General features: G+C 70.9%; 16 protein-coding genes. 9 read left to right on the top strand and 7 right to left on the bottom strand.

Annotated elements, in window-relative coordinates; translation table 11 throughout:
* Positions 1-242: 242 nt before the first annotated feature.
* The 5 genes from ACV7NL_RS04425 to ACV7NL_RS04405 all read left to right on the top strand — a co-directional run bounded on the left by ACV7NL_RS04425 (position 243) and on the right by ACV7NL_RS04405 (position 4,785).
* Complete coding sequence (locus tag ACV7NL_RS04425) at positions 243-1,289, top strand: sulfate ABC transporter substrate-binding protein (RefSeq protein WP_463355034.1); 1,047 nt, start codon at positions 243-245, stop codon at positions 1,287-1,289.
* Positions 1,290-1,352: 63 nt separating this feature from the next.
* Positions 1,353-2,225 carry a sulfate ABC transporter permease subunit CysT gene (gene cysT, locus ACV7NL_RS04420; protein ID WP_056187656.1) on the top strand — a complete coding sequence of 291 codons (873 nt, stop codon included), beginning with the start codon at positions 1,353-1,355 and terminating at the stop codon, positions 2,223-2,225.
* Positions 2,218-3,102: a sulfate ABC transporter permease subunit CysW gene (cysW, locus tag ACV7NL_RS04415; RefSeq protein WP_056187653.1), complete on the top strand. Its 885-nt coding sequence runs from the start codon at positions 2,218-2,220 to the stop codon at positions 3,100-3,102. Before cysT ends, cysW begins: the two co-directional genes overlap by 8 nt.
* The gene (locus ACV7NL_RS04410; protein WP_463355033.1) at positions 3,065-4,153 is read left to right on the top strand and encodes a sulfate/molybdate ABC transporter ATP-binding protein; all 1,089 of its coding nucleotides are present in this window, start codon (positions 3,065-3,067) and stop codon (positions 4,151-4,153) included. Before cysW ends, ACV7NL_RS04410 begins: the two co-directional genes overlap by 38 nt.
* A 71-nt stretch (positions 4,154-4,224) precedes the next feature.
* Positions 4,225-4,785, top strand: a complete 561-nt coding sequence (locus tag ACV7NL_RS04405) for a DUF4337 domain-containing protein (RefSeq protein WP_056187647.1) — start codon at positions 4,225-4,227, stop codon at positions 4,783-4,785.
* A 110-nt stretch (positions 4,786-4,895) separates the two neighbouring features.
* Here ACV7NL_RS04405 and ACV7NL_RS04400 read toward each other — a convergent pair whose 3' ends face one another.
* Together ACV7NL_RS04400 and ACV7NL_RS04395 are read right to left on the bottom strand one after the other, a co-directional pair.
* Positions 4,896-7,274 (bottom strand): Tex family protein, encoded by a 2,379-nt coding sequence (locus tag ACV7NL_RS04400; RefSeq protein WP_463355032.1) that lies wholly within the window; start codon positions 7,272-7,274, stop codon positions 4,896-4,898.
* A 75-nt stretch (positions 7,275-7,349) separates the two neighbouring features.
* Positions 7,350-8,810 carry an OpgD/OpgG family glucan biosynthesis protein gene (locus tag ACV7NL_RS04395; RefSeq protein WP_463355031.1) on the bottom strand — a complete coding sequence of 487 codons (1,461 nt, stop codon included), beginning with the start codon at positions 8,808-8,810 and terminating at the stop codon, positions 7,350-7,352.
* A 241-nt stretch (positions 8,811-9,051) separates the two neighbouring features.
* On the opposite strand from ACV7NL_RS04395, the gene mdoH reads away from it, so the two are divergent.
* A complete protein-coding gene (gene mdoH / locus ACV7NL_RS04390) occupies positions 9,052-10,950 on the top strand; it encodes a glucans biosynthesis glucosyltransferase MdoH (protein ID WP_056187640.1) in 1,899 nt (632 codons plus the stop codon).
* Between the two features lie 4 nt (positions 10,951-10,954).
* Here mdoH and ACV7NL_RS04385 read toward each other — a convergent pair whose 3' ends face one another.
* Both ACV7NL_RS04385 and ACV7NL_RS04380 read right to left on the bottom strand, forming a co-directional pair.
* Positions 10,955-11,377, bottom strand: a complete 423-nt coding sequence (locus ACV7NL_RS04385) for a hypothetical protein (protein WP_056187637.1) — start codon at positions 11,375-11,377, stop codon at positions 10,955-10,957.
* Positions 11,378-11,448: 71 nt separating this feature from the next.
* Positions 11,449-12,630, bottom strand: a complete 1,182-nt coding sequence (locus tag ACV7NL_RS04380; RefSeq protein WP_463355030.1) for a trans-sulfuration enzyme family protein — start codon at positions 12,628-12,630, stop codon at positions 11,449-11,451.
* A 144-nt stretch (positions 12,631-12,774) separates the two neighbouring features.
* Here ACV7NL_RS04380 and ACV7NL_RS04375 point away from each other — a divergent pair, with 144 nt between their 5' ends.
* Positions 12,775-13,308, top strand: a complete 534-nt coding sequence (locus tag ACV7NL_RS04375) for a TspO/MBR family protein (RefSeq protein ID WP_247635964.1) — start codon at positions 12,775-12,777, stop codon at positions 13,306-13,308.
* A gap of 10 nt (positions 13,309-13,318) precedes the next feature.
* Here ACV7NL_RS04375 and hemA read toward each other — a convergent pair whose 3' ends face one another.
* Positions 13,319-14,707: a 5-aminolevulinate synthase gene (hemA, locus tag ACV7NL_RS04370; protein WP_443136772.1), complete on the bottom strand. Its 1,389-nt coding sequence runs from the start codon at positions 14,705-14,707 to the stop codon at positions 13,319-13,321.
* Positions 14,708-15,087: 380 nt separating this feature from the next.
* Between hemA and ACV7NL_RS04365 the strand changes: the two genes are divergently transcribed.
* Together ACV7NL_RS04365 and murA are read left to right on the top strand one after the other, a co-directional pair.
* On the top strand, positions 15,088-15,279 hold the full coding sequence (locus ACV7NL_RS04365) for a hypothetical protein (RefSeq protein WP_463355029.1): 192 nt from the start codon (positions 15,088-15,090) through the stop codon (positions 15,277-15,279).
* A gap of 158 nt (positions 15,280-15,437) precedes the next feature.
* Positions 15,438-16,727, top strand: a complete 1,290-nt coding sequence (murA, locus tag ACV7NL_RS04360; RefSeq protein WP_056187622.1) for a UDP-N-acetylglucosamine 1-carboxyvinyltransferase — start codon at positions 15,438-15,440, stop codon at positions 16,725-16,727.
* 43 nt (positions 16,728-16,770) lie between these two features.
* Here murA and ACV7NL_RS04355 read toward each other — a convergent pair whose 3' ends face one another.
* Positions 16,771-17,100, bottom strand: coding sequence for a hypothetical protein (locus tag ACV7NL_RS04355; RefSeq protein WP_463355028.1), 330 nt, complete (start codon positions 17,098-17,100; stop codon positions 16,771-16,773).
* Positions 17,101-17,199: 99 nt separating this feature from the next.
* Entirely contained in the window at positions 17,200-18,273 is a 1,074-nt protein-coding gene (locus tag ACV7NL_RS04350) for a glycosyltransferase family 2 protein (protein WP_463357051.1), read from the bottom strand.
* Positions 18,274-18,446 lie beyond the last annotated feature (173 nt).

The raw sequence follows: 18,446 nt of genomic DNA, 5'->3' as shown, positions 1-18,446 counted from the left end.
GAACCCCCGTCAAGGTAGCATTTTCTTCTCGCACTGGAGGCCGGTCGAGGGGGACCTTTCCTTTTCGGGAAATTGCTCAGCGAGCAGCGCGAGGCCGGCGGAACAATTCTGTTCCCGATCCTCTTTCCTGCCGCACCGCAGCGCTTGACAACGTTCGTTAAAACGAACGAAACCAGCGTCGTCTGGCCTGGGTCGCGTCACCGCTCCAGGTCGGGCCGTACCAGCAGATTTCGGAGATTCCCGTGAGCGAGACCCCTTCCCGGACCACCGGACGCACCCGCCGCCACGCGGTCCTGCTCGGCGCCGGCCTCGCCGCGGCCGTGCTCGCGCCCACCCTCGCCTGTGCCCAGACCGAGCTGCTGAACGTCTCCTACGATCCCACGCGCGAACTCTATCGCGAGATCAACGCGGCGTTCAGCGAGGCGTGGAAGGCCAAGACCGGCGAGACCATCACGGTGCGCGCAGCGCATGGCGGCTCGGGCTCGCAGGCCCGCACGGTGATCGACGGCATTCCGGCCGACGTGGTCACACTCGGCATCCCCTCCGACATCGACGCCATCAGCCGCATCTCGAAGAAGATCCCGGCGGACTGGCGCACCAAGCTGCCGAACCAGGGCCTGCCCTACACCTCGACCGTGGTGTTCCTCGTGCGGAAGGGCAACCCGAAGGCCGTGAAGGACTGGGGCGACCTCGTGAAGCCCGACATCAAGGTCATCACCCCGAACCCGAAGACCTCCGCGGGCGGCCGCTGGAACTTCCTCGCGGCCTGGGGCTACGCCTACGAAAAAGAGGGCAAGAACGCCGACAAGGCCAACGCCTTCGTGGGCGAGGTCTACAAGAACGTCCCCGTGCTCGACACCGGCGCCCGCGGCTCCACCGTGACCTTCGCCCAGCGCGGCCTCGGCGACGTGCTGCCGACCTGGGAGAACGAGGCCTATCTGGTGTTCGAGGAGTTCGGCCGCGACAAGTTCGACGTGGTGGTGCCGCCGACCTCGATCTACGCCGAACCGCCGGTCGCCCTGGTCGATGCGAACGTCGACAAGAAGGGAACCCGCAAGCAGGCCGAGGCTTATCTTCAGTTCCTCTATTCCGACCAGGCCCAGGCCATCTTCGCCAAGCACCATTATCGTCCGTTGAATCGGGCGGCCGCGAAGCCCGAGGATCTGGCGCAGCTGCCCGAGCTGAAGCTGTTCAAGATTGAGGACCTGCAGGGCGACTGGGACGCGATCCAGAAGAAGAATTTCGACAACGGGGGCCTGTTCGACCAGTTGAGCAAGGCGGGGCGCTGAGCCGCCGCGACCTGATCCCCGCCCCCGCCCGGGCGGGGCCCGAGACTTGAGCAGGACACCGCCATGGCCCCGCCCCCGCGCGCCAACCCGCCCACCCGGGCGAAGCGGCGCTTCCTCCGCCCGAGCGTGATCCCCGGTTTCGGGCTCGCCTTCGGCTACACCCTGACCTGCCTCGGCCTGATCGTGCTGCTGCCGTTGGCGGCCCTGGTGACGCGCGCCTCGGGGCTCGGGCTTTCGGGAATCTGGGAGGTCGCCACTGACCCGCGTGTCGCCAGCGCGCTGCGCGTCAGCTTCGGCGTCTCTCTGCTGGCCGCTCTCACCGCCTCGGTGTTCGGCTTCCTCATCGCCTGGGTGCTGACGCGCTATCGCTTTCCGGGCCGCAAGATCGTGGACGCGGTGGTGGACCTGCCCTTCGCGCTGCCGACCGCCGTCGCCGGCATCGCCCTGGCCGCCCTCTATGCGCCCAACGGCCTCGTCGGAGCGCAGCTCGCCCGGATCGGGATCGAGGCCGCCTACACGCCGGTCGGCATCTACATCGCCATGGTGTTCATCGGCCTGCCCTTCGCGGTGCGCACGGTGCAGCCCCTGATCGCCGAGATCGACAAGGAGATCGAGGAGGCCTCCGCCACCCTCGGGGCGGGCCGTGTCCACACCCTGGTGCGGGTGGTGCTGCCGCCGCTGATCCCGGCGGTGCTCACCGGATTCGCCCTCGCCTTCGCGCGCGGCGTCGGCGAGTACGGCTCGATCATCTTCATCGCCGGGAACCTGCCCTACGTCTCCGAGATCGCGCCCCTCCTCATCGTCATCAAGCTGTCCGAGTACGATTACGGCGGCGCCTGCGCCATCGCCACCCTCATGCTCGGCATCTCGTTCCTCACCCTGCTCGCCATCAACCTGATCCAGGCCTGGAGCCGGCGGAGATTCGGCTATGTCTGAGACCTTCGCCCCCGTCGCCCTGGCCGAGGCGCGTCCGGCCAGCGTCGTCACCGAGGGCCGCTGGATCCGCTGGCTGCTGATCGCCGTCGCGATCCTGTTCCTGGCCCTGTTCCTGGTGCTGCCGCTCCTCACCGTGTTCGCCCAGGCCTTCGCCAAGGGGATTGAGGCGTATCTGGCCGCCTTCACCGAGGCCGACGCCCACGCGGCAATCCGGCTGACCCTGCTGACCGCCGCCATCGCGGTGCCGTTCAACCTGGTCTTCGGGATTATGGCCTCCTGGGCCATCGCCAAGTTCGAGTTCTGGGGCAAGAACCTGCTGGTGACCCTGATCGACCTGCCGTTCTCGGTCTCGCCCGTGGTCTCGGGCCTGATCTACGTGCTGGTCTTCGGGGCGCAGGGGCTGCTCGGCCCCTGGCTGCTCGATCACGACATCCAGATCATCTTCGCGGTGCCCGGCATCGTGCTGGCGACCATCTTCGTCACCTTCCCGTTCGTCGCCCGCCAGCTCATCCCCCTGATGCAGGAACAGGGCACGGCGGAGGAGGAAGCGGCCCTGACCCTCGGAGCTTCCGGCTGGCACGCCTTCCGGACGGTGACGCTGCCCAACATCCGCTGGGGCCTCCTCTACAGCGTGCTCCTCTGCAATGCCCGCGCGATGGGCGAGTTCGGTGCGGTCTCGGTGGTCTCCGGCCACATCCGGGGCCTCACCAACACGCTGCCGCTCCACGTGGAGATCCTCTACAATGAGTACAACTTCGTTGCCGCTTTCGCCGTCGCCTCTCTCCTGGCCGGCCTCGCCCTCGTCACCCTCTGCGTCAAATCCGTCCTCGAATGGCGCTATGCCGACGAGATCGCCGCGGGCGCCCGTGGGCACTGAGCGGGCGGGCGGCTCCACCGCCATCCGGGTCGAGGCGCTGTCGAAGACCTTCGACACGGCCGCGGTGCTGCACGACTTCTCGCTGGACGTGCGGGCAGGCGAGCTGCTGGCCCTGCTCGGCCCCTCGGGCTCGGGCAAGACCACGCTGCTGCGCATCATCGCCGGCCTCGACTTTCCCGATGCGGGCCGCATCGTCTTCGGAGCCGAGGACGCGACGCGGTTGCCCGTGCAGCAGCGCGCGGTGGGCTTCGTGTTCCAGCACTACGCGCTGTTCAAGCACATGAGCGTCGCCGAGAACATCGCCTACGGCCTCAATGCCCGGAAGCGGTCCGAGCGCCCGGCCAAGGCCGAGATCAAGCGCCGGGTCGGCGACCTGCTCGACCTGATCAAGCTGTCCGGCTTCGCCGACCGCTATCCGAGCCAGCTCTCGGGCGGTCAGCGCCAGCGCATCGCGCTGGCCCGGGCGCTCGCGGTGGAGCCGCGCGTGCTTCTCCTCGACGAGCCGTTCGGCGCCCTCGACGCCCAGGTCCGAAAGGACCTGCGCCGCTGGCTGCGCGAGATCCACGATCGCACCGGCCAGACCACGATCTTCGTCACCCACGACCAGGACGAGGCCCTGGAGCTGTCCGACCGCGTCGCCGTGCTCGACAAGGGCCGCCTCGAGCAGGTCGGCACCCCCGACGAGGTGCAGGAGGCCCCGGTCTCCGCCACGGTGCTGAAGTTTCTCGGCGACACCATCGAGGTCGAGGCGATCGCGCAAGGAGGCGAGGTCCGGGTCAACGGCCGCCTCACCCCGGTCAGGGCGCCCGAGGGCCTGGTCGGTCCGATCAAGCTCTACGCCCGGCCTTGGCAGCTCCAGTTCGCCGAGGGCGATCAGGCCCATCTCGAAGGCGTCGTGCGCTCGTCCTACCGGACGCAGGGGCGCCAGCGCATCGAGGTCGACCGGCCCGAGGGCAAGACCGTGGTTGTGGAGGCCGCCGACACCAACCGCTTCGCGGCCGGAAGCCCCGTGGGCCTGCGGATCATCGGCGGCCACGTGTTTCCGAACTGACGAAAAATCGCCTTGCGCCCGCGGACGCGATCGGGTGTGACTGCCGCCGTCCAAATCTCAGCGGGGTCGGCATGTCGGGTGGTCACGGGGCGGGGGGAAGTTCGAACAAGCGCGTGGCGCTGCTGATCTCGGTGCTGGCGCTGTTCCTGGCGCTGGCCGAGACCCTGGCGAAGGGTGCCCAGACCGATGCCCTCGGGGCCAACGTCGAGGCCTCCAACCAATGGGCTTATTTCCAGGCCCGCACCATCCGGGGCACCGTCCTCAAGACCGCCGACGAGACCCTGGCGCTGCTGCCGCCGGACGTCGCGAATTCCGAGGCGGTGAAGGCCAAGCGCGCCGAGTGGGCCAAGACCCTGGCCCGCTGGGACAGCGAACCCGCCACCGGCGAGGGCCGCAAGGAGCTGGCCGAGAAGGCGCGGCACTCGCAGGAGGTGCGCGACCTCGCCCTCCACCGCTACCACCATTACGAGTTCGCCTCGGCCGCCTTCCAGATCGGCATCGTGCTCGCCTCGGCCGAGGTCATCACCGGCATCTTCGCCCTGGTGGTCGGTGGCGGGGTCCTCGGCATTGCGGGCCTGGCCCTCCTGGGTTTCGGCCTCTACGCGCCGCACGCGCTGCCGTTCTTCCACTAGAGTTTGTCAGGGATCAGTGGAAACCGGTTATCCCGACACGACAAACGAAGGACTTTAGAGCGACCGGCGGGAGGCAGGCCTCCCGTCGACCGTTCAGCACTGCCGACCGCTCAGCGCTTCGGCATCCCCTTCGCCAGGGCGGCCCGGCGCAGGGCCTCGGCCAGGGCGCCGCCGGGCTCGACAAGGGCGCCGCCGGGTTTGGGGGCCGCCGCCGGCTTCGGCGTCGAAGACGGCCTCGGTGCGGAGGACGGCCTCGGTGCCGAGGACGGTCCCCGGGCGGGGGCGGCCTCCCGCCCGTCACGGCGCGGCCCGCCGGGCTCGTCCGAGCGCATGGTGAGGGCGATGCGCTTGCGGTTGGGATCGACCTCGACCACCCGCACCTGCACGACGTCGCCGGGCTTCACCACGTCGCGCGGGTCCTTCACGAAGCGGTCGGCCAGCATCGAGATGTGGACCAGGCCGTCCTGGTGCACGCCGACATCCACGAAGGCGCCGAAGGCCGCCACGTTGGTGACCACGCCCTCCAGCCGCATGCCGGGCTTCAGGTCGGAGATCTTTTCGACGCCCTCCTGGAAGGTCGCGGTGCGGAAGGCCGGGCGCGGGTCGCGGCCCGGCTTCTCCAGCTCCGACAGGATGTCGGTGACCGTGGGCAGGCCGAAGGTCGCGTCGGTGAATTGTTTGGGGTCCAGGCTGCGCAGGGCGCCCGCATTGCCGATCAGCGCCTGGATCGGCTGGCCGGTGGCGGTGAGGATGCGGCGCACCACCGGATAGGCCTCCGGGTGGACGCCCGAGGCGTCGAGGGGGTCGCTCCCGTCGCGGATGCGCAGGAAGCCGGCGGCGAGTTCGTAGGCCTTGGGGCCGAGCCCCGCCACCTTCTTCAGGCTGACGCGGCTGCGGAACGGGCCGTTGGCATCCCGGTGCACGATGATGTTGGAGGCGACCCGCGCGGTCAGGCCCGAAACCCGGGCCAGGAGCGGCGCCGAGGCGGTGTTCACGTCGACGCCGACGCCGTTCACGCAATCCTCCACCACCGCGTCGAGGGAGCGCGCCAGCTTCCCCTCGGCCAGATCGTGCTGGTACTGGCCGACGCCGATCGCCTTCGGCTCGATCTTGACGAGTTCGGCCAGCGGGTCCTGCAGGCGCCGGGCGATGGAGACCGCGCCGCGGATCGAGACGTCGAGCTCGGGCAGTTCCGCGCTGGCATAGGCGGAGGCCGAGTAGACCGAGGCGCCGGCCTCCGAGACCATCACCTTGGTGAGCGTCAGGTCCGGCTGCTTGGCGATGAGTTCGGCGGCGAGCCTGTCGGTCTCGCGCGAGGCGGTGCCGTTGCCGATGGCGACGAGCTCGACCTTGTGAGCCCGGCAGAGCTTGGCCAGGGCGACCAGCGCGCCGTTCCAGTCGCGGCGCGGCTCGTGCGGGTAGATGGTGTCGGTGGCCATCACCTTGCCGGTGGCGTCGACCACCGCGACCTTCACGCCGGTGCGGAAACCCGGATCGAGCCCGAGGGTCGGGCGCGCGCCGGCCGGAGCGGCCAGCAGGAGGTCGCGCAGGTTGCCGGCGAACACCGAGACGGCGCCGGCCTCCGCCACGGCCCAGAGCCGGGCGCGCAGGTCCGTATCGGTGGCGGGCTTCAGGCGGGTGCGCCAGGCCCGCCGCACCGTCTCCATCAGGAAGGCGTCGCCCGGCCGCCCCTGGTCGCGGATGCCGAAAGCTTTCGCGATGCGCAGTTCCTGCGATCCGGGCTGGCCCTTGGCCGGCGTGTCGCCGACCGCATCCGCGATGGCGAGGTCGAGCACCTCTTCCTTCTCCCCCCGGAACAGGGCGAGGATGCGATGCGAGGGCAGCTTCACGAGGGCTTCCGAGAAGTCGAAATAATCCGAGAATTTCTCGCCCGATGCCGCTTGGCCGGCCTTCACCGTGGCGACCATCCGGCCGCGCAGCCAGCCGGTCTCGCGCAGATTCCCGACCAGTTCCGGGTCCTCGCTGAAGCGCTCGATCAGGATGGCACGCGCCCCCTCCAGCGCGGCCTCGGCATCGGCCACGCCCTTGGCCGCGTCCACGTAGGTCCGGGCCGCCGCCTCGGGAGACAGGTCGGGCCGGGCCAGCACGGCGTCGGCGAGGGGTTCGAGTCCGGCCTCGCGGGCGAGCTGCGCCTTCGTCCGGCGCTTGACCTTGAACGGCAGGTAGAGGTCTTCCAGACGGGCCTTGGTGTCGGCGGCCAGGATCCGCGCCTTCAGCCCGGCCTCGAGCTTGCCCTGGGCATCGATCGCCTCCAGCACCGCCGCCCGGCGCGCTTCGAGATCGCGCAGGTAGGCGAGACGCTCCTCCAGATTGCGCAGCTGGGTGTCGTCGAGGGTGCCGGTGACCTCCTTGCGGTAGCGCGCGATGAACGGCACCGTCGCGCCGCCGTCGAGCAGGTCGACGGCGGCCTTCACCTGCCATTCCGCGACGCCGAGTTCGGCGGCGAGACTCGTGTTGATGGCGGCCATGAGGCGTCTCCGGGTGGGGCCGGGTGTCTACAGGGCTGCGTGCGGACCGGTCAAACCCGCCGCCCCTCCGCCGGTTCAGGCCGGCATGTCCCAGGTCTCGGTCACGGCCCGGCCGTCCTGGACGAGGCGGGCGCGCAGGATCGCGTCGCCCGGCGGCAGCGGCGTCGGTGGGCGCCACTCCACGTAGAGCCGCCAGCCGCCGGTCTGGGGCACGAACTCCACCACGGGATCGACCATCGTGCCGGCGCTGGCGGAGACGTCCGCGGTCGGTGTCGCGCCCCGGTCGGCCGGCAGGCCCGGCCCTTCGAAATCCACGACGTAGAGGCGCCGGCCCGGGCTCGGCGGGGTGGTCGGGCGCAGGCGCTCGGCCGAACCCACCCGGGTCGAGACCACACGGCCGAGGGTGCCGGGCACGACGCTCGCCGGCTCGGCCCCCACCGTCGTGAGGCGGTAGGACACGGCGCGCTCGGTCCCGGCCGGCGCGGGCGCGCCGGGCACGAAGGCAGCCACGATGTTGTCCATGTACTCCTCGCGGGACGGGATCTCGAACAGGCGGACCGCACCGGCGCCGAATCCCGATCCGGGCGTGACCCAGAGCCCGGGCCGGGCCTCGTGCCGGGCCTGGACGTCGAGATAGGCAGGAAAGTCGCGCGTGCGCTGGAGCAGGCCGAAACCCTCCAGCGGGTCGGCGCCGAAGGCGGAGATCTGCGGCTGGGCCCGGCCGTTGACCAGGGGCCGCCACAAGCGCTCCCCACGCGCCACCACCGCGAGCCCGTCGGAATCATGCACCTGCGGACGGAAATCGTCGAAGGGCTCGGCGCCCCGTGCGCCCGGCCCGTTCGCTCCGTGCAGGAACATGCTGGTGAGGGGGGCGAGTCCGAGATGCTCCAGGGCGGTGCGGGGATGGAGCGACGCCTCGACGTCCATCACCGACGGATCGCCCGGCGCCACGCGGAAGCGGTAGGCTCCGGCGAGGCTCGGCGAGTCGAGCAGGGCCCAGATCTCGAGGGTGCGGGCATCGGCCTCCGGCTCGCAGATCCAGAAGGCCGTGAAATCCGGAAATTCCTCCGTGCCCGGCCCCCCGGTGCGGATCGCGGCACCCCGGGCCGAGAGCCCGTATTCCTGGCCGAACCCGCGCAGCCGGAAGTAGGAGGCGCCGAGAAAGACCAGGACCTCCTCCTGGTCCCCCGGCCGATCGGCACCGAAGGCGTAGTGCAGCCGGAAGCCCGCGAAGCCGAGATCGGGGGCGAAGCTCTGTCCTCTCAGGGCCGGCCCGAGGTCGAACAGGTCGGAGGCGTAGGGAATCGGTTGGGCCGGGCCGTTGCGCGGCTGCCGGTACAGGGCGACGCGCTTGCGCTGCAGGAAGCCGCGATGGAACAGCTGGGCCGAGAAGCGGCGGCCGAGGGGCAGGCTCGCCTCCGGCCGGAAGGTGATGGCGCGGTAGCCGTCGTAGGACAGGCCGGCGAGCGGCGCCGGCAGATCGTTCGGCTGGGCCTGGTACGGGCTGGCCGCGAGCGCGCGCGCTTTGGCCTTCACCGCATCAAATGATCGGGAGTCCGGGGACTCGGCGCGCGTTCGGCCCGCATTCAGATCATGCGCGGTAGGCAGGATCATCCCAACGGCCACGCCGAGCGTGGTTCGCAGGGCCTGCCGCCGCGAGAAGGACTCGGTGTCACCGCATCCTTCGAGACCCTCGCCATCGCGCATCGCTTCCCCTTTGCCGGCATCGTGCCCGGTGGTGGATTGCGGTGTCCCTCCTTCGAGTTTCCCGCGCCCCATGTCCCACAGGTTGTCGCACGACGCCCCGGCGGCTGAAATCCCGGGGCCGGTGGAAATCGGGCCGGAAGCGCCGGCCGCCTTTCTGGGCCGCCGCCTGCTGTTGGCCCTGCCGCCGCTGGCTCTCGGTGCCCTTGTCACCGCCCTGGCGCTCGGCGCCTATGGGACGCCGTCCGGCCTCCTCGCCGGTGCGGTGCTCGGGCTGTTCGCCCTCGTGATGACGTGGCAGGCCTTCGTGGCCTGGCAGTACGTCTACGGCCTCGTCGCCACGGCCTTCGGCGACCGGGCGAAATCCGCCCTGGAGCGGCGCTCCCTCACGATCCCGGCGGAGGCCTCGGGCCTGAGCCGCACCGCCGCCGTGGTGGCGATCCACGCCGAGGACGCCGTGGCGGTGTTCGCGGCCCTGCGGGTCATGGCCCGCTCGCTGCAGCAGGCCGGGGGCACCGGCGGCGACATCGACATCTTCGTCCTGTCCGACACGCGGGACGGCGCCATCGCGGCGGTGGAGGAGCACGAATTCGCCCGCATCGAGGCCTGGACCCGCCAGAACGGACCCGGCCTGCCGCGGGTCCGCTATCGCCGGCGCCGCGACAATGCCGGCCGGAAGGCCGGCAACATCGCCGAGTTCTGCAAGACCTACGGGTCCGCGTACGACTTCATGATCGTGCTCGACGCCGACAGCCTGATGACCGGCAGCGCCATGCGCCGCCTCGCCCGGCTGATGGAGGAGAGCCCCCGGGTCGGCCTGATCCAGACCGTGTCCTACGCCACCGGGCGCGACACCCTGTTCGCCCGCATCCAGCAATTCGCCGTGCGGCTCTACGCGCCGCTCTCCATCCGATGCCTGGAGACCTGGCAGGGGCCGGACGGGAGCTACTGGGGCCACAACGCGATCGTGCGGGTCGCGGCCTTCGCCAACAATGCCGAGCTGCCGGTGCTGCCCGGCAAGGCGCCGCTGGGCGGCGAGATCCTGTGCCACGACATCGTCGAGGGTGCGCTCCTGCGCCGGGCCGGCTGGGAGGTTCGCCTGCTGCCGGAGATGGGCGGCACCTGGGAAGAGATGCCGACGAATCTCGTCGACCTCCTCGGGCGCGAGCGCCGCTGGTGCCAGGGCAACATGCAGCACCTGCGCGTCACGGCCATGCCGGGCCTGCGCCCCGCCAGCCGCTGGCACCTCGCCGTCGGCATCCTGTCCTACATGGCCTGCCCGCTCTGGGTGCTGTTCCTCGCCCTCGGCACGCTTCAGGCGTCCCGTACCGGCGATCTCGGCCTGCTCGGCTACGGCCTCACGGGAACGGGGGCTGCCGCCCACGCGCTGGCCGCCCTGGTGGTCACAATCCTGGCTGTGCCGAAGCTGCTCAGTCTCGGCCACGTCCTCGCCTCGGCCGAGCGGCGGGCGGCCTTCGGCGGCACCGCCTCGCTCCTCAAGAGCGCAATCCTCGAACAGGCGATCTGGGTCCTGCTCTGGCCGGTGATGACGCTGTTCGCCGCAGGCGCCGTCGCCACCACCTTCGTCGGCCGGGTGGTGCGCTGGGACGCACAGGTGCGCGACGACCGCCGCGTGCCGTGGACGGAGGCGTGCCGGCTCCAGGTCGACACCCTCGTGGCGGGTGCCCTGCTGACGGCAGGCCTTGCCTGGGCCGGCGATCCCTGGCTCGCCCTCTGGATGGCGCCGGTCGCCCTCGGCCTGCTGTCGAGCCCGGCCCAGAGCGTGCTGACCAGCAGCGCCCGACTTGGCCGGATCTCGCAGGCCCGGCGCCTGTTCCTGACCGTGGACGACACGGCCCGCGCGCCCGAACTCACCGCCCTGGCGCAGAGCCGGGGCGGAGCGGCCGAGGCCGGTCGTGGCCGGGTCGAACCGACCTGGCTCGCCGACGAGGTTCCGGCCTCCTCGAGCTGAGGCGCTACTGCTTCTCCAGCACCTTGATCGGGTCGGTGCGCTGGGCCGGGCTCGGCTCCTTCGTGGCGCTGCTAGTGCCCTGGCCGGCGCGGGCATCGTCGGCCTGTCGCGGCAGGCCGGTGCCGCTGGCCAGTTCGAGGCAGGTGACCATCTCGACGTAGGACGGGAAGCCGCCGGCCTCAAACTGCTTCTCGCACTGCCGCTTGGCGGCGGGCGTGAACTCGTTCCAGCGGCGCTTGACCTCGTCATGCGAGGCCCGCTCGGAGCGCAGGCAGCCTTCCTGGCTGGCATTGTCGCTCACGCTCGCGGAGGCTGCCGACCGGCAGGTCTTCTCGATGTTCAGCTCGGGCGGTCCGGTCTCGGCCCGGGCGGGCGCGCCGAGGAGGAGGAGCGCGAAGGCTCCGGTGAGGAGGGCAGGCTTCGGCATGGTGGAGCGGTCTCTCGGGATGATCCTGCGCACCAACGCGCGAATCCCGTTCCCCGCACCACGCGAAAATATCAGGTGTTCCTGAGGGCCCCGTCGAGGTCGGCGAACAGGTCGTCCACCGCCTCGATCCCCGTGGACAGCCGCAGGAGATCCGGTGGGCACGGGGAATCCGGCCCCTCGACCGAGGCCCGGTGTTCGATCAGGCTCTCGACGCCGCCGAGCGACGTCGCCCGCTTCCACAGCCGCACCCGCGCCGCGGTCGCAACGGCCGCCCCCTCGCCGTCCCGCACCCGGATCGACAGCATGAAGCCGAAGCCGCCCTCCATCTGCCGGGCCGCCACCGCGTGGCCGGGATCGTCCGGCAGGCCGGGATAGAGCACGTGCGAGACGCAGGGATGAGCCTGGAGCCGGCGCGCGAGTTCGGCCGCCGCGGCGGCCTGCGCCGCCGCCCGCAGGGGAAGGGTCCTCAGCGAGCGCATCAGCAGGTAGGCCTCGAACGGGCCGAGAATCGCACCGCCGCCCGAGCGGATCGCGGCGAGACGCTCCCAGAACGTGTCCGCGACCGCCCCGGCGAGCACCCCCGCCACCACGTCGGAATGGCCGTTGAGGATCTTGGTGGCCGAGTGCATCACGATGTCGGCGCCGAGCGTCAGCGGCCGGGTGTGGATCGGCGAGGCAGCGGTGGAATCGACGGCGAGCCGGGCACCCGCCGCGTGCGCGAGGCGGGCGGCCCCGGCGATGTCGGTGATGGTCCAGAGCGGGTTGCCGGGGGTCTCGATCCAGACGAGCTTCGTGGCGCCGGGCCGGATCGCCCGCTCCAGGGCCGTTAGATCGTCCATGTCGACGAAATCGACCGCGATGCGCCGGCGCGGCATCTCGGCGTTGAGCCAGCGCTTCAGGCCCCAGTACATCACCCGGGGCGCCACCACGTGGTCGCCGGGCTCCAGGGCGCTGAACACGGCGGTGGCCGCCGCCATGCCGGAGCCGAACAGCAGGGCGCCGGCCGCCGCATCCTCCAGCATCGCCAGCACGGCCTCCGCCTCCCGCACCGTGGCGTTGTCGGGGCGGGCGTAGGAGAAGCCCGAGCGATAGCCGTTGTCGGGATCGCGCAGGAAGGTGGTGGCCACGTGCAGGGGCGCCACCACGGCCCGGGTCACCGGGTCGACACGGCCCAGGGCCTGGGCGGCGAGGCTGCGCTTCGCGAAGGTGGGCGGGGCATCCGAAGGCGGCTTCGGTGCGTTCGGTTCCGACATGGGGCGTGTCCGTCCGTCAGGGTTGTGTTGACCGGCCGGCGCGGACCGGTGCACGGACCGCGGGCAAGGCGGTCCGTCTCTCTCCAAGGCGTTCTCCCCATCTCAGGGCGAGAACCCCGCCGAAGGCAAGGAATCCCGTTCGTCATGTCCCGTGCGCCCGCATCGTCGCCGATCCATATTCCCACCGAGCCCGCCCTTGCCCTGCCGTGGCGGCTGGCGGTGGCGATCCTGCCGGTGGTGCTGACGGCCGTGCTCGGCTCGTCCGCCACCGGTGCGAATATCGACGGATGGTATGCCGGGCTGACGAAGCCATCCTTCAACCCGCCGAACTGGGCGTTCCCGGTGGCCTGGACCATCCTCTACGGGATGATCGCGCTCTCGGCCTTCCGGCTTCTCGGGGCGAAACCCCGCACGGGTCCGACCCGGGGTGCGTGGCGGCTGGCGCTGGTCGCCTTCGCGGTGCAGCTCGCCCTCAACGCCGCCTGGACCCCGACCTTCTTCGCCGCACATGCCCTGGGCGCCGCCCTGGTGGTCTCGGCCGCGATGTGGGTGATGATCCTTTGGACGATCCGCCTGTCCTGGCGCTTCGACCGGGCCGCGGCGTGGCTGCTGGTGCCCTACGCCGCCTGGGTCGGCTTCGCGACCGTGCTCACCGGCGCGATCTGGCGCCTGAACTGAAGCGCGGCGGCTACTCGGCCGCTTCGACGAACACCGTCCCGGCGCGCGGGAGGTCGAGGGTGTCCCAGGTCTCGGTCAACGCCGCCGTCAGCTTGGCGATGCGGGCATCGTCGTGGAAGGGCGAAGGCGTGATCCGCAGGCGCTCGGTGCCGCGCGGCACGGTGGGGTAGTTGATCGGCTGGATATAGATGCCGTGGTGCTCCAGCAGGTGATCGGCCGCCGCCTTGCACAGCTCGGCGTCGCCCACCATCACGGGCACGATGTGGGTGTCGGTGTGCAGCACCGGAAGGCCGGCGGCCTCCAGGGCGGTCTTGGTCCGGGCAGCCTGGCGCTGGTGCGCCTCGCGCTCGACGGTCGAGCGCTTCAGGTAGCGCACCGAGGCGATGGCGGCCGCCGCGATGGCGGGCGGCAGGGCGGTGGTGAAGATGAAGCCCGGGGCGTGGCTGCGGACCGCGTCGCACAGGACCGCAGATCCCGTGATGTAGCCCCCGACGCAGCCGAAGCCCTTGGCCAGCGTGCCCTCGATCACGTCGACCCGGTGCATCACCCCGTCGCGCTCGGAGATGCCGCCGCCGCGCGGGCCGTAGAGGCCGACCGCATGGACCTCGTCGAGATAGGTCATGGCGCCGTAGCGGTCGGCGAGATCGCAGATCGCGCCGATGTCGGAGACGTCGCCGTCCATGGAATAGACGCTCTCGAAGGCGATCAGCTTCGGGCGGTCGCCCGCCGCGATCAGCAGTTCCTCGAGGTGCTTGAGGTCGTTGTGGCGGAAGACCCGCTTCTCGCAGCCCGAATGGCGCACGCCCTCGATCATCGAGTTGTGGTTGAAGGCATCCGACAGGATCAGGCAGTTCGGGATCAGCTTGGCGATCGTCGAGATGCCGGACTGGTTCGAGACGTAGCCCGAAGTGAAGACGAGGCCGGCCTCCTTGCCATGCAGGTCGGCCAGCTCGCGCTCCAGGTCGACCAGCGGCGAGTTGTTGCCGGCGATGTTGCGGGTGCCGCCGGCGCCGACGCCGCAGCGGGCGGCCGTGCGGGTCATGGCGCCGACCACGTCCGGATGCTGACCCATGCCGAGGTAGTCGTTGGAACACCAGACCGTGATCTCGGAGGTGCCGCCATCGGGTTTGCGCCAATGCGCGGTCGGGAAGCGGCCGGCGATGCGCTCGATATCGGCGAACACCCGGTAGCGGCGCTCGCTGTGCAGGCGGTCGAGGGCGGTGCGGAAATGCGACTCGTAGTCGATCCGGCCCTGACCGATGGACCCCGTCGTGATCGCAGCCTTGATTGCAGACGTGATCGCGGGCTTGGACTCACAGCCCGCTCCCTGGCCCGCTCCCTGCTGGCCCGCTCCCTGCTTGGTGTCGCTGATCTTGATCGTCGCGGGCATGCGGTTCACGGGCATCCGTCCTTCACGCTTGGGCTGAGGGGCCGGCGGTGGAATCGCGGCCTCTGGCGGGATCGTTTCCACGCGGACCCTCGTGCGGGGGGCCCTTGATGCAATCGGTCTCGGTGGCGAGCTTGGCGCACGCTCCATGAAGGAGTTGCTGACGACGCTCGCCCTGACTTCGGGTTTCCCCGACGCGGTCGCGACGATACAGGTGAACTTGGAATTGGTTCAAGTCGACATCCGCATTCCTGGTTTGCATCCATCGACCAGGGGATGCAAAGCCGACACAGCGACGTGGCGACGATGGGTCGCGCGGGGCCTCCCGGCGCGTCGCGGACCACGCTAGGCCCCTCCCCGCCCGATCCCGCTCCACCGGATCCCTGCGACGCATGATGGACGACGAATCCCAGGCCGACACGCAGGCCGCCACGAAAAAGACCCCGCGCAACGCGGCCGAGCAACGGGCCGAGCGCCTGAAGGCGGCCCTGCGCGACAACCTGCGCCGCCGGAAGGCACAGGTGCGCGGGCGTTCGCTCGGTTCCGGACCCGAGGAAACACCCGAGTCCGGCGGCGAAGCATAATCGGACGCGCCGAACCTCCTTTTCGACAAAACTTGGCTATAACGGTGCTGTTTCCACGCGGACGGCGCGCGTCCCGCCCGGTTTCACGTTCGATGTCTCCGGTCAGCGGCGCGACCTGCGCCCCCGGAGGGCAAGATTTAGGCAAGGTTGTAGACACGATGGACCGCATCAACATCATCGGCGGCCGCCCGCTGCACGGCGTGATCCCGATCTCGGGTGCCAAGAACGCCGCTTTGCCCCTGATGATCGCCAGCCTGATGACGGGCGAGACCCTGGAACTCGGCAACGTGCCGCGGCTCGCCGACATCAACGCGCTCCTGCGCATTCTCGGCAATCACGGCGTCGACCACATGGTGGTGGGCAAGCGCCCGGGCCAGACCACCGAGACCGGCCAGACCATCCGCCTCACCGCCTCCAACGTCATCGACACCACGGCGCCCTACGAGTTGGTCTCGACCATGCGGGCGAGCTTCTGGGTGATCGCGCCGCTGCTGGCCCGCTTCGGCGAAGCGCGGGTCTCGATGCCGGGCGGCTGCGCCATCGGGACGCGCCCGGTCGACCTGTTGCTGATGGCGCTGGAGCGCCTCGGCGCCACCGTCGAGGTCGATGGCGGCTACGTCGTCGCCAAGGCCAAGAATGGCCTGCGCGGGGGCGAGATCCACTTCCCCAAGGTCACGGTCGGCGGCACCCACGTGGCCCTGATGGCGGCGGCGCTCGCCAACGGCTCGACCCTGATCGAGAACGCCGCGCGCGAGCCTGAGGTTGTCGATCTGGCGGCCTGCCTCACCAAGATGGGCGCCCGCATCGAGGGCGCCGGCACGCCGCGCATCACCATCGAGGGCGTCTCGCGCCTGCACGGCGCCCGCCACGACGTGCTGCCAGACCGCATCGAGACCGGCACCTACGCCATGGCGGTGGCGATGACCGGGGGTGACGTCACCCTGGAGAACACCCGTGCCGACCTGCTGCATTCGGCCCTCGACGTGCTCTCGACCACGGGCGCCGAGATCACCTCCGGCACCGACACGATCCGCATCCGCCGCAACGGTGGCGGCATCGCCGCCGTGGACATCACCACCGATCCGTTCCCGGGTTTCCCCACGGACCTGCAGGCGCAGTTCATGGCGCTGATGACGCTGGCCAAGGGCCAGTCGAACATCCGCGAGACCATCTTCGAGAACCGCTTCATGCACGTGCAGGAGCTGGCCCGCCTCGGCGCCAAGATCCGCCTCGAGGGCGATCTGGCCATCGTCGAGGGCGTCGAGCGCCTGAAGGGCGCGCCCGTGATGGCGACCGATCTGCGCGCCTCGGTCTCCCTCGTGATCGCAGGGCTCGCGGCCGAGGGCGAGACCAGCATCAACCGGGTCTACCACCTCGACCGCGGCTTCGAGGCCCTGGAGGCCAAGCTCGCCCGCTGCGGCGCGGAGATCACCCGCGTCCGCAGCTGACGGGACCGGCTCGCCGCCCGCTCGGGGCGGAGAGCCGGGTGGATCAGCCGCCGATCTCGCCGTGCTTGCGCCCGAAACCGGGGATGTCGCAGCCGCAGCGGGAGCCGTAGGGCTGCGGGCGGGTGATGCAGTTGCCGCGCTGGGTCAGGCAGAGGCGTCCGAAGCCCTCGCCGCCGTAGCCGCGCGGACGCCGGTCGTAACGGTCCTCGTCGTAGCGCCGGCGCTCGTAGCGATCCTCGTCGTAGCGGCGCTCGTAGCGATGGGGGCGATCGTGGTCGCCGTAATATTGCGCCTGCGCCGCGACGGTTCCGGTGCCAAGCGCCGCCGCGGTGGCGAGGGCGAGGATCGTCGTCTGGATGGTCTTGCGGGTCATGGCATGATCCCCTCGGATGGGCCGTCTCGTTGATCCCCGATCTAGCGACCCCGGGCTGAACGCCGCCTGAGGACCTGCGGTGATCGGAAAAGGGGCATGTCAGCCGAGGAACCGGGTGACCAGGCGCACCGCCGGGAGCACCGCCCGGGCGAGCCGGATCTGGCCGGGCAATTGCCGCGGGCCGAGGGGCCGGTGGACCAGGCGCGGGCTGGTACGCTCGGCCTCGGCCACCGCGTGGCCCGCCAGGGGATGGGCCGCGACGCGGGCGGCCTCCGCCTCGGTGATCCGCAGGGCCTTGGCCCAGCCGCGCTCGGTGCCGAGCCGGCCCGCCGCGTGCAGCCGGCGCAGCCGGCGGCGCCAGGCGTAGCGGAACAGGGCCCGCGGTACCGATTCGAGGCGGGCGTCGCACAGGCTGTCGGGCTTCTCGCAGCGCGCCCGGATGGTGTCGGCGACGCCGCCCGGCGCCCGTCCCACGAGGCGCCCCGAGACCGTGACCAGAATGGCCGGATCGTGCCGGACATGCAGCCCCTGGGCGAGCAGCAGCGCCACGAAGGCGCCATCCTCGCCGAGCGCGATCGCCGGCATGCCCCCCACCGCCCGGTAGGCCGCGACGCTGACGCTCAAGGTGGCGCCGATGGTGGTGCGGTGGCAGGGCCAGGGATCGTGCGGATCGTGGTCGATGCGCGCCTCGGCCTCGGTGAGGAGATCGCTGTAGATGTCCTCCCGGTCTCCGCGCCAATGCAGGGAGGACGGCAGCAGGGCGCGCTCGTCCGCATCGAGCGCGATGCGGCCCGCCACCGCATCGGCGCCCCGGTCGAGGGCGGCCCGGTTGCGCGCGACCCAGTCCGGCGGAACCCGGCTGTCGGCATCGGTCGAGAGGATCATGCCGTCCGCCCCGAGCCAATCGGCCGCCCGGTTCATCGCCTCGCGTCGGGCCCAGCCCGCATGGGCGCCCGCATACGTCACATGGGTGACGCGGACCGGCATCGACATCCGCGGCACGAGATCGGCCACGATCGCCTCCGTGGCATCGGTGCAGTTGTTGAGAAACAGCACGACGCCGAGGCTTCCCGGTGGGATGCCGGTCTGAGCGTCGATGGCCCGCAGGCAGGCCGCGATGCGCTCGGCCTCGTTGCGCACCGGGATGGCGATGACCGCACCCGGCGCTACCAGGGCGGGACCGGTGAAGTGCCCGGAAGGTTCGGCTTGCCCGGAAAGTTTGGCTTGACCCGGGGTGCCGGCGGCCTCGGTCAGAGGGGGAAGAGACACGGTCAAAACTCCGTTCGCCGACACCGACACGGAGCCGGGGCAGCGACGCGTCCCTAGCAGGTCCGGCAAGCGGGACA

The sequence above is a fragment of the Methylobacterium sp. Ger2507 genome (genome assembly GCF_055231875.1).
This window is presented reverse-complemented; position numbering and strand designations above follow the sequence as displayed.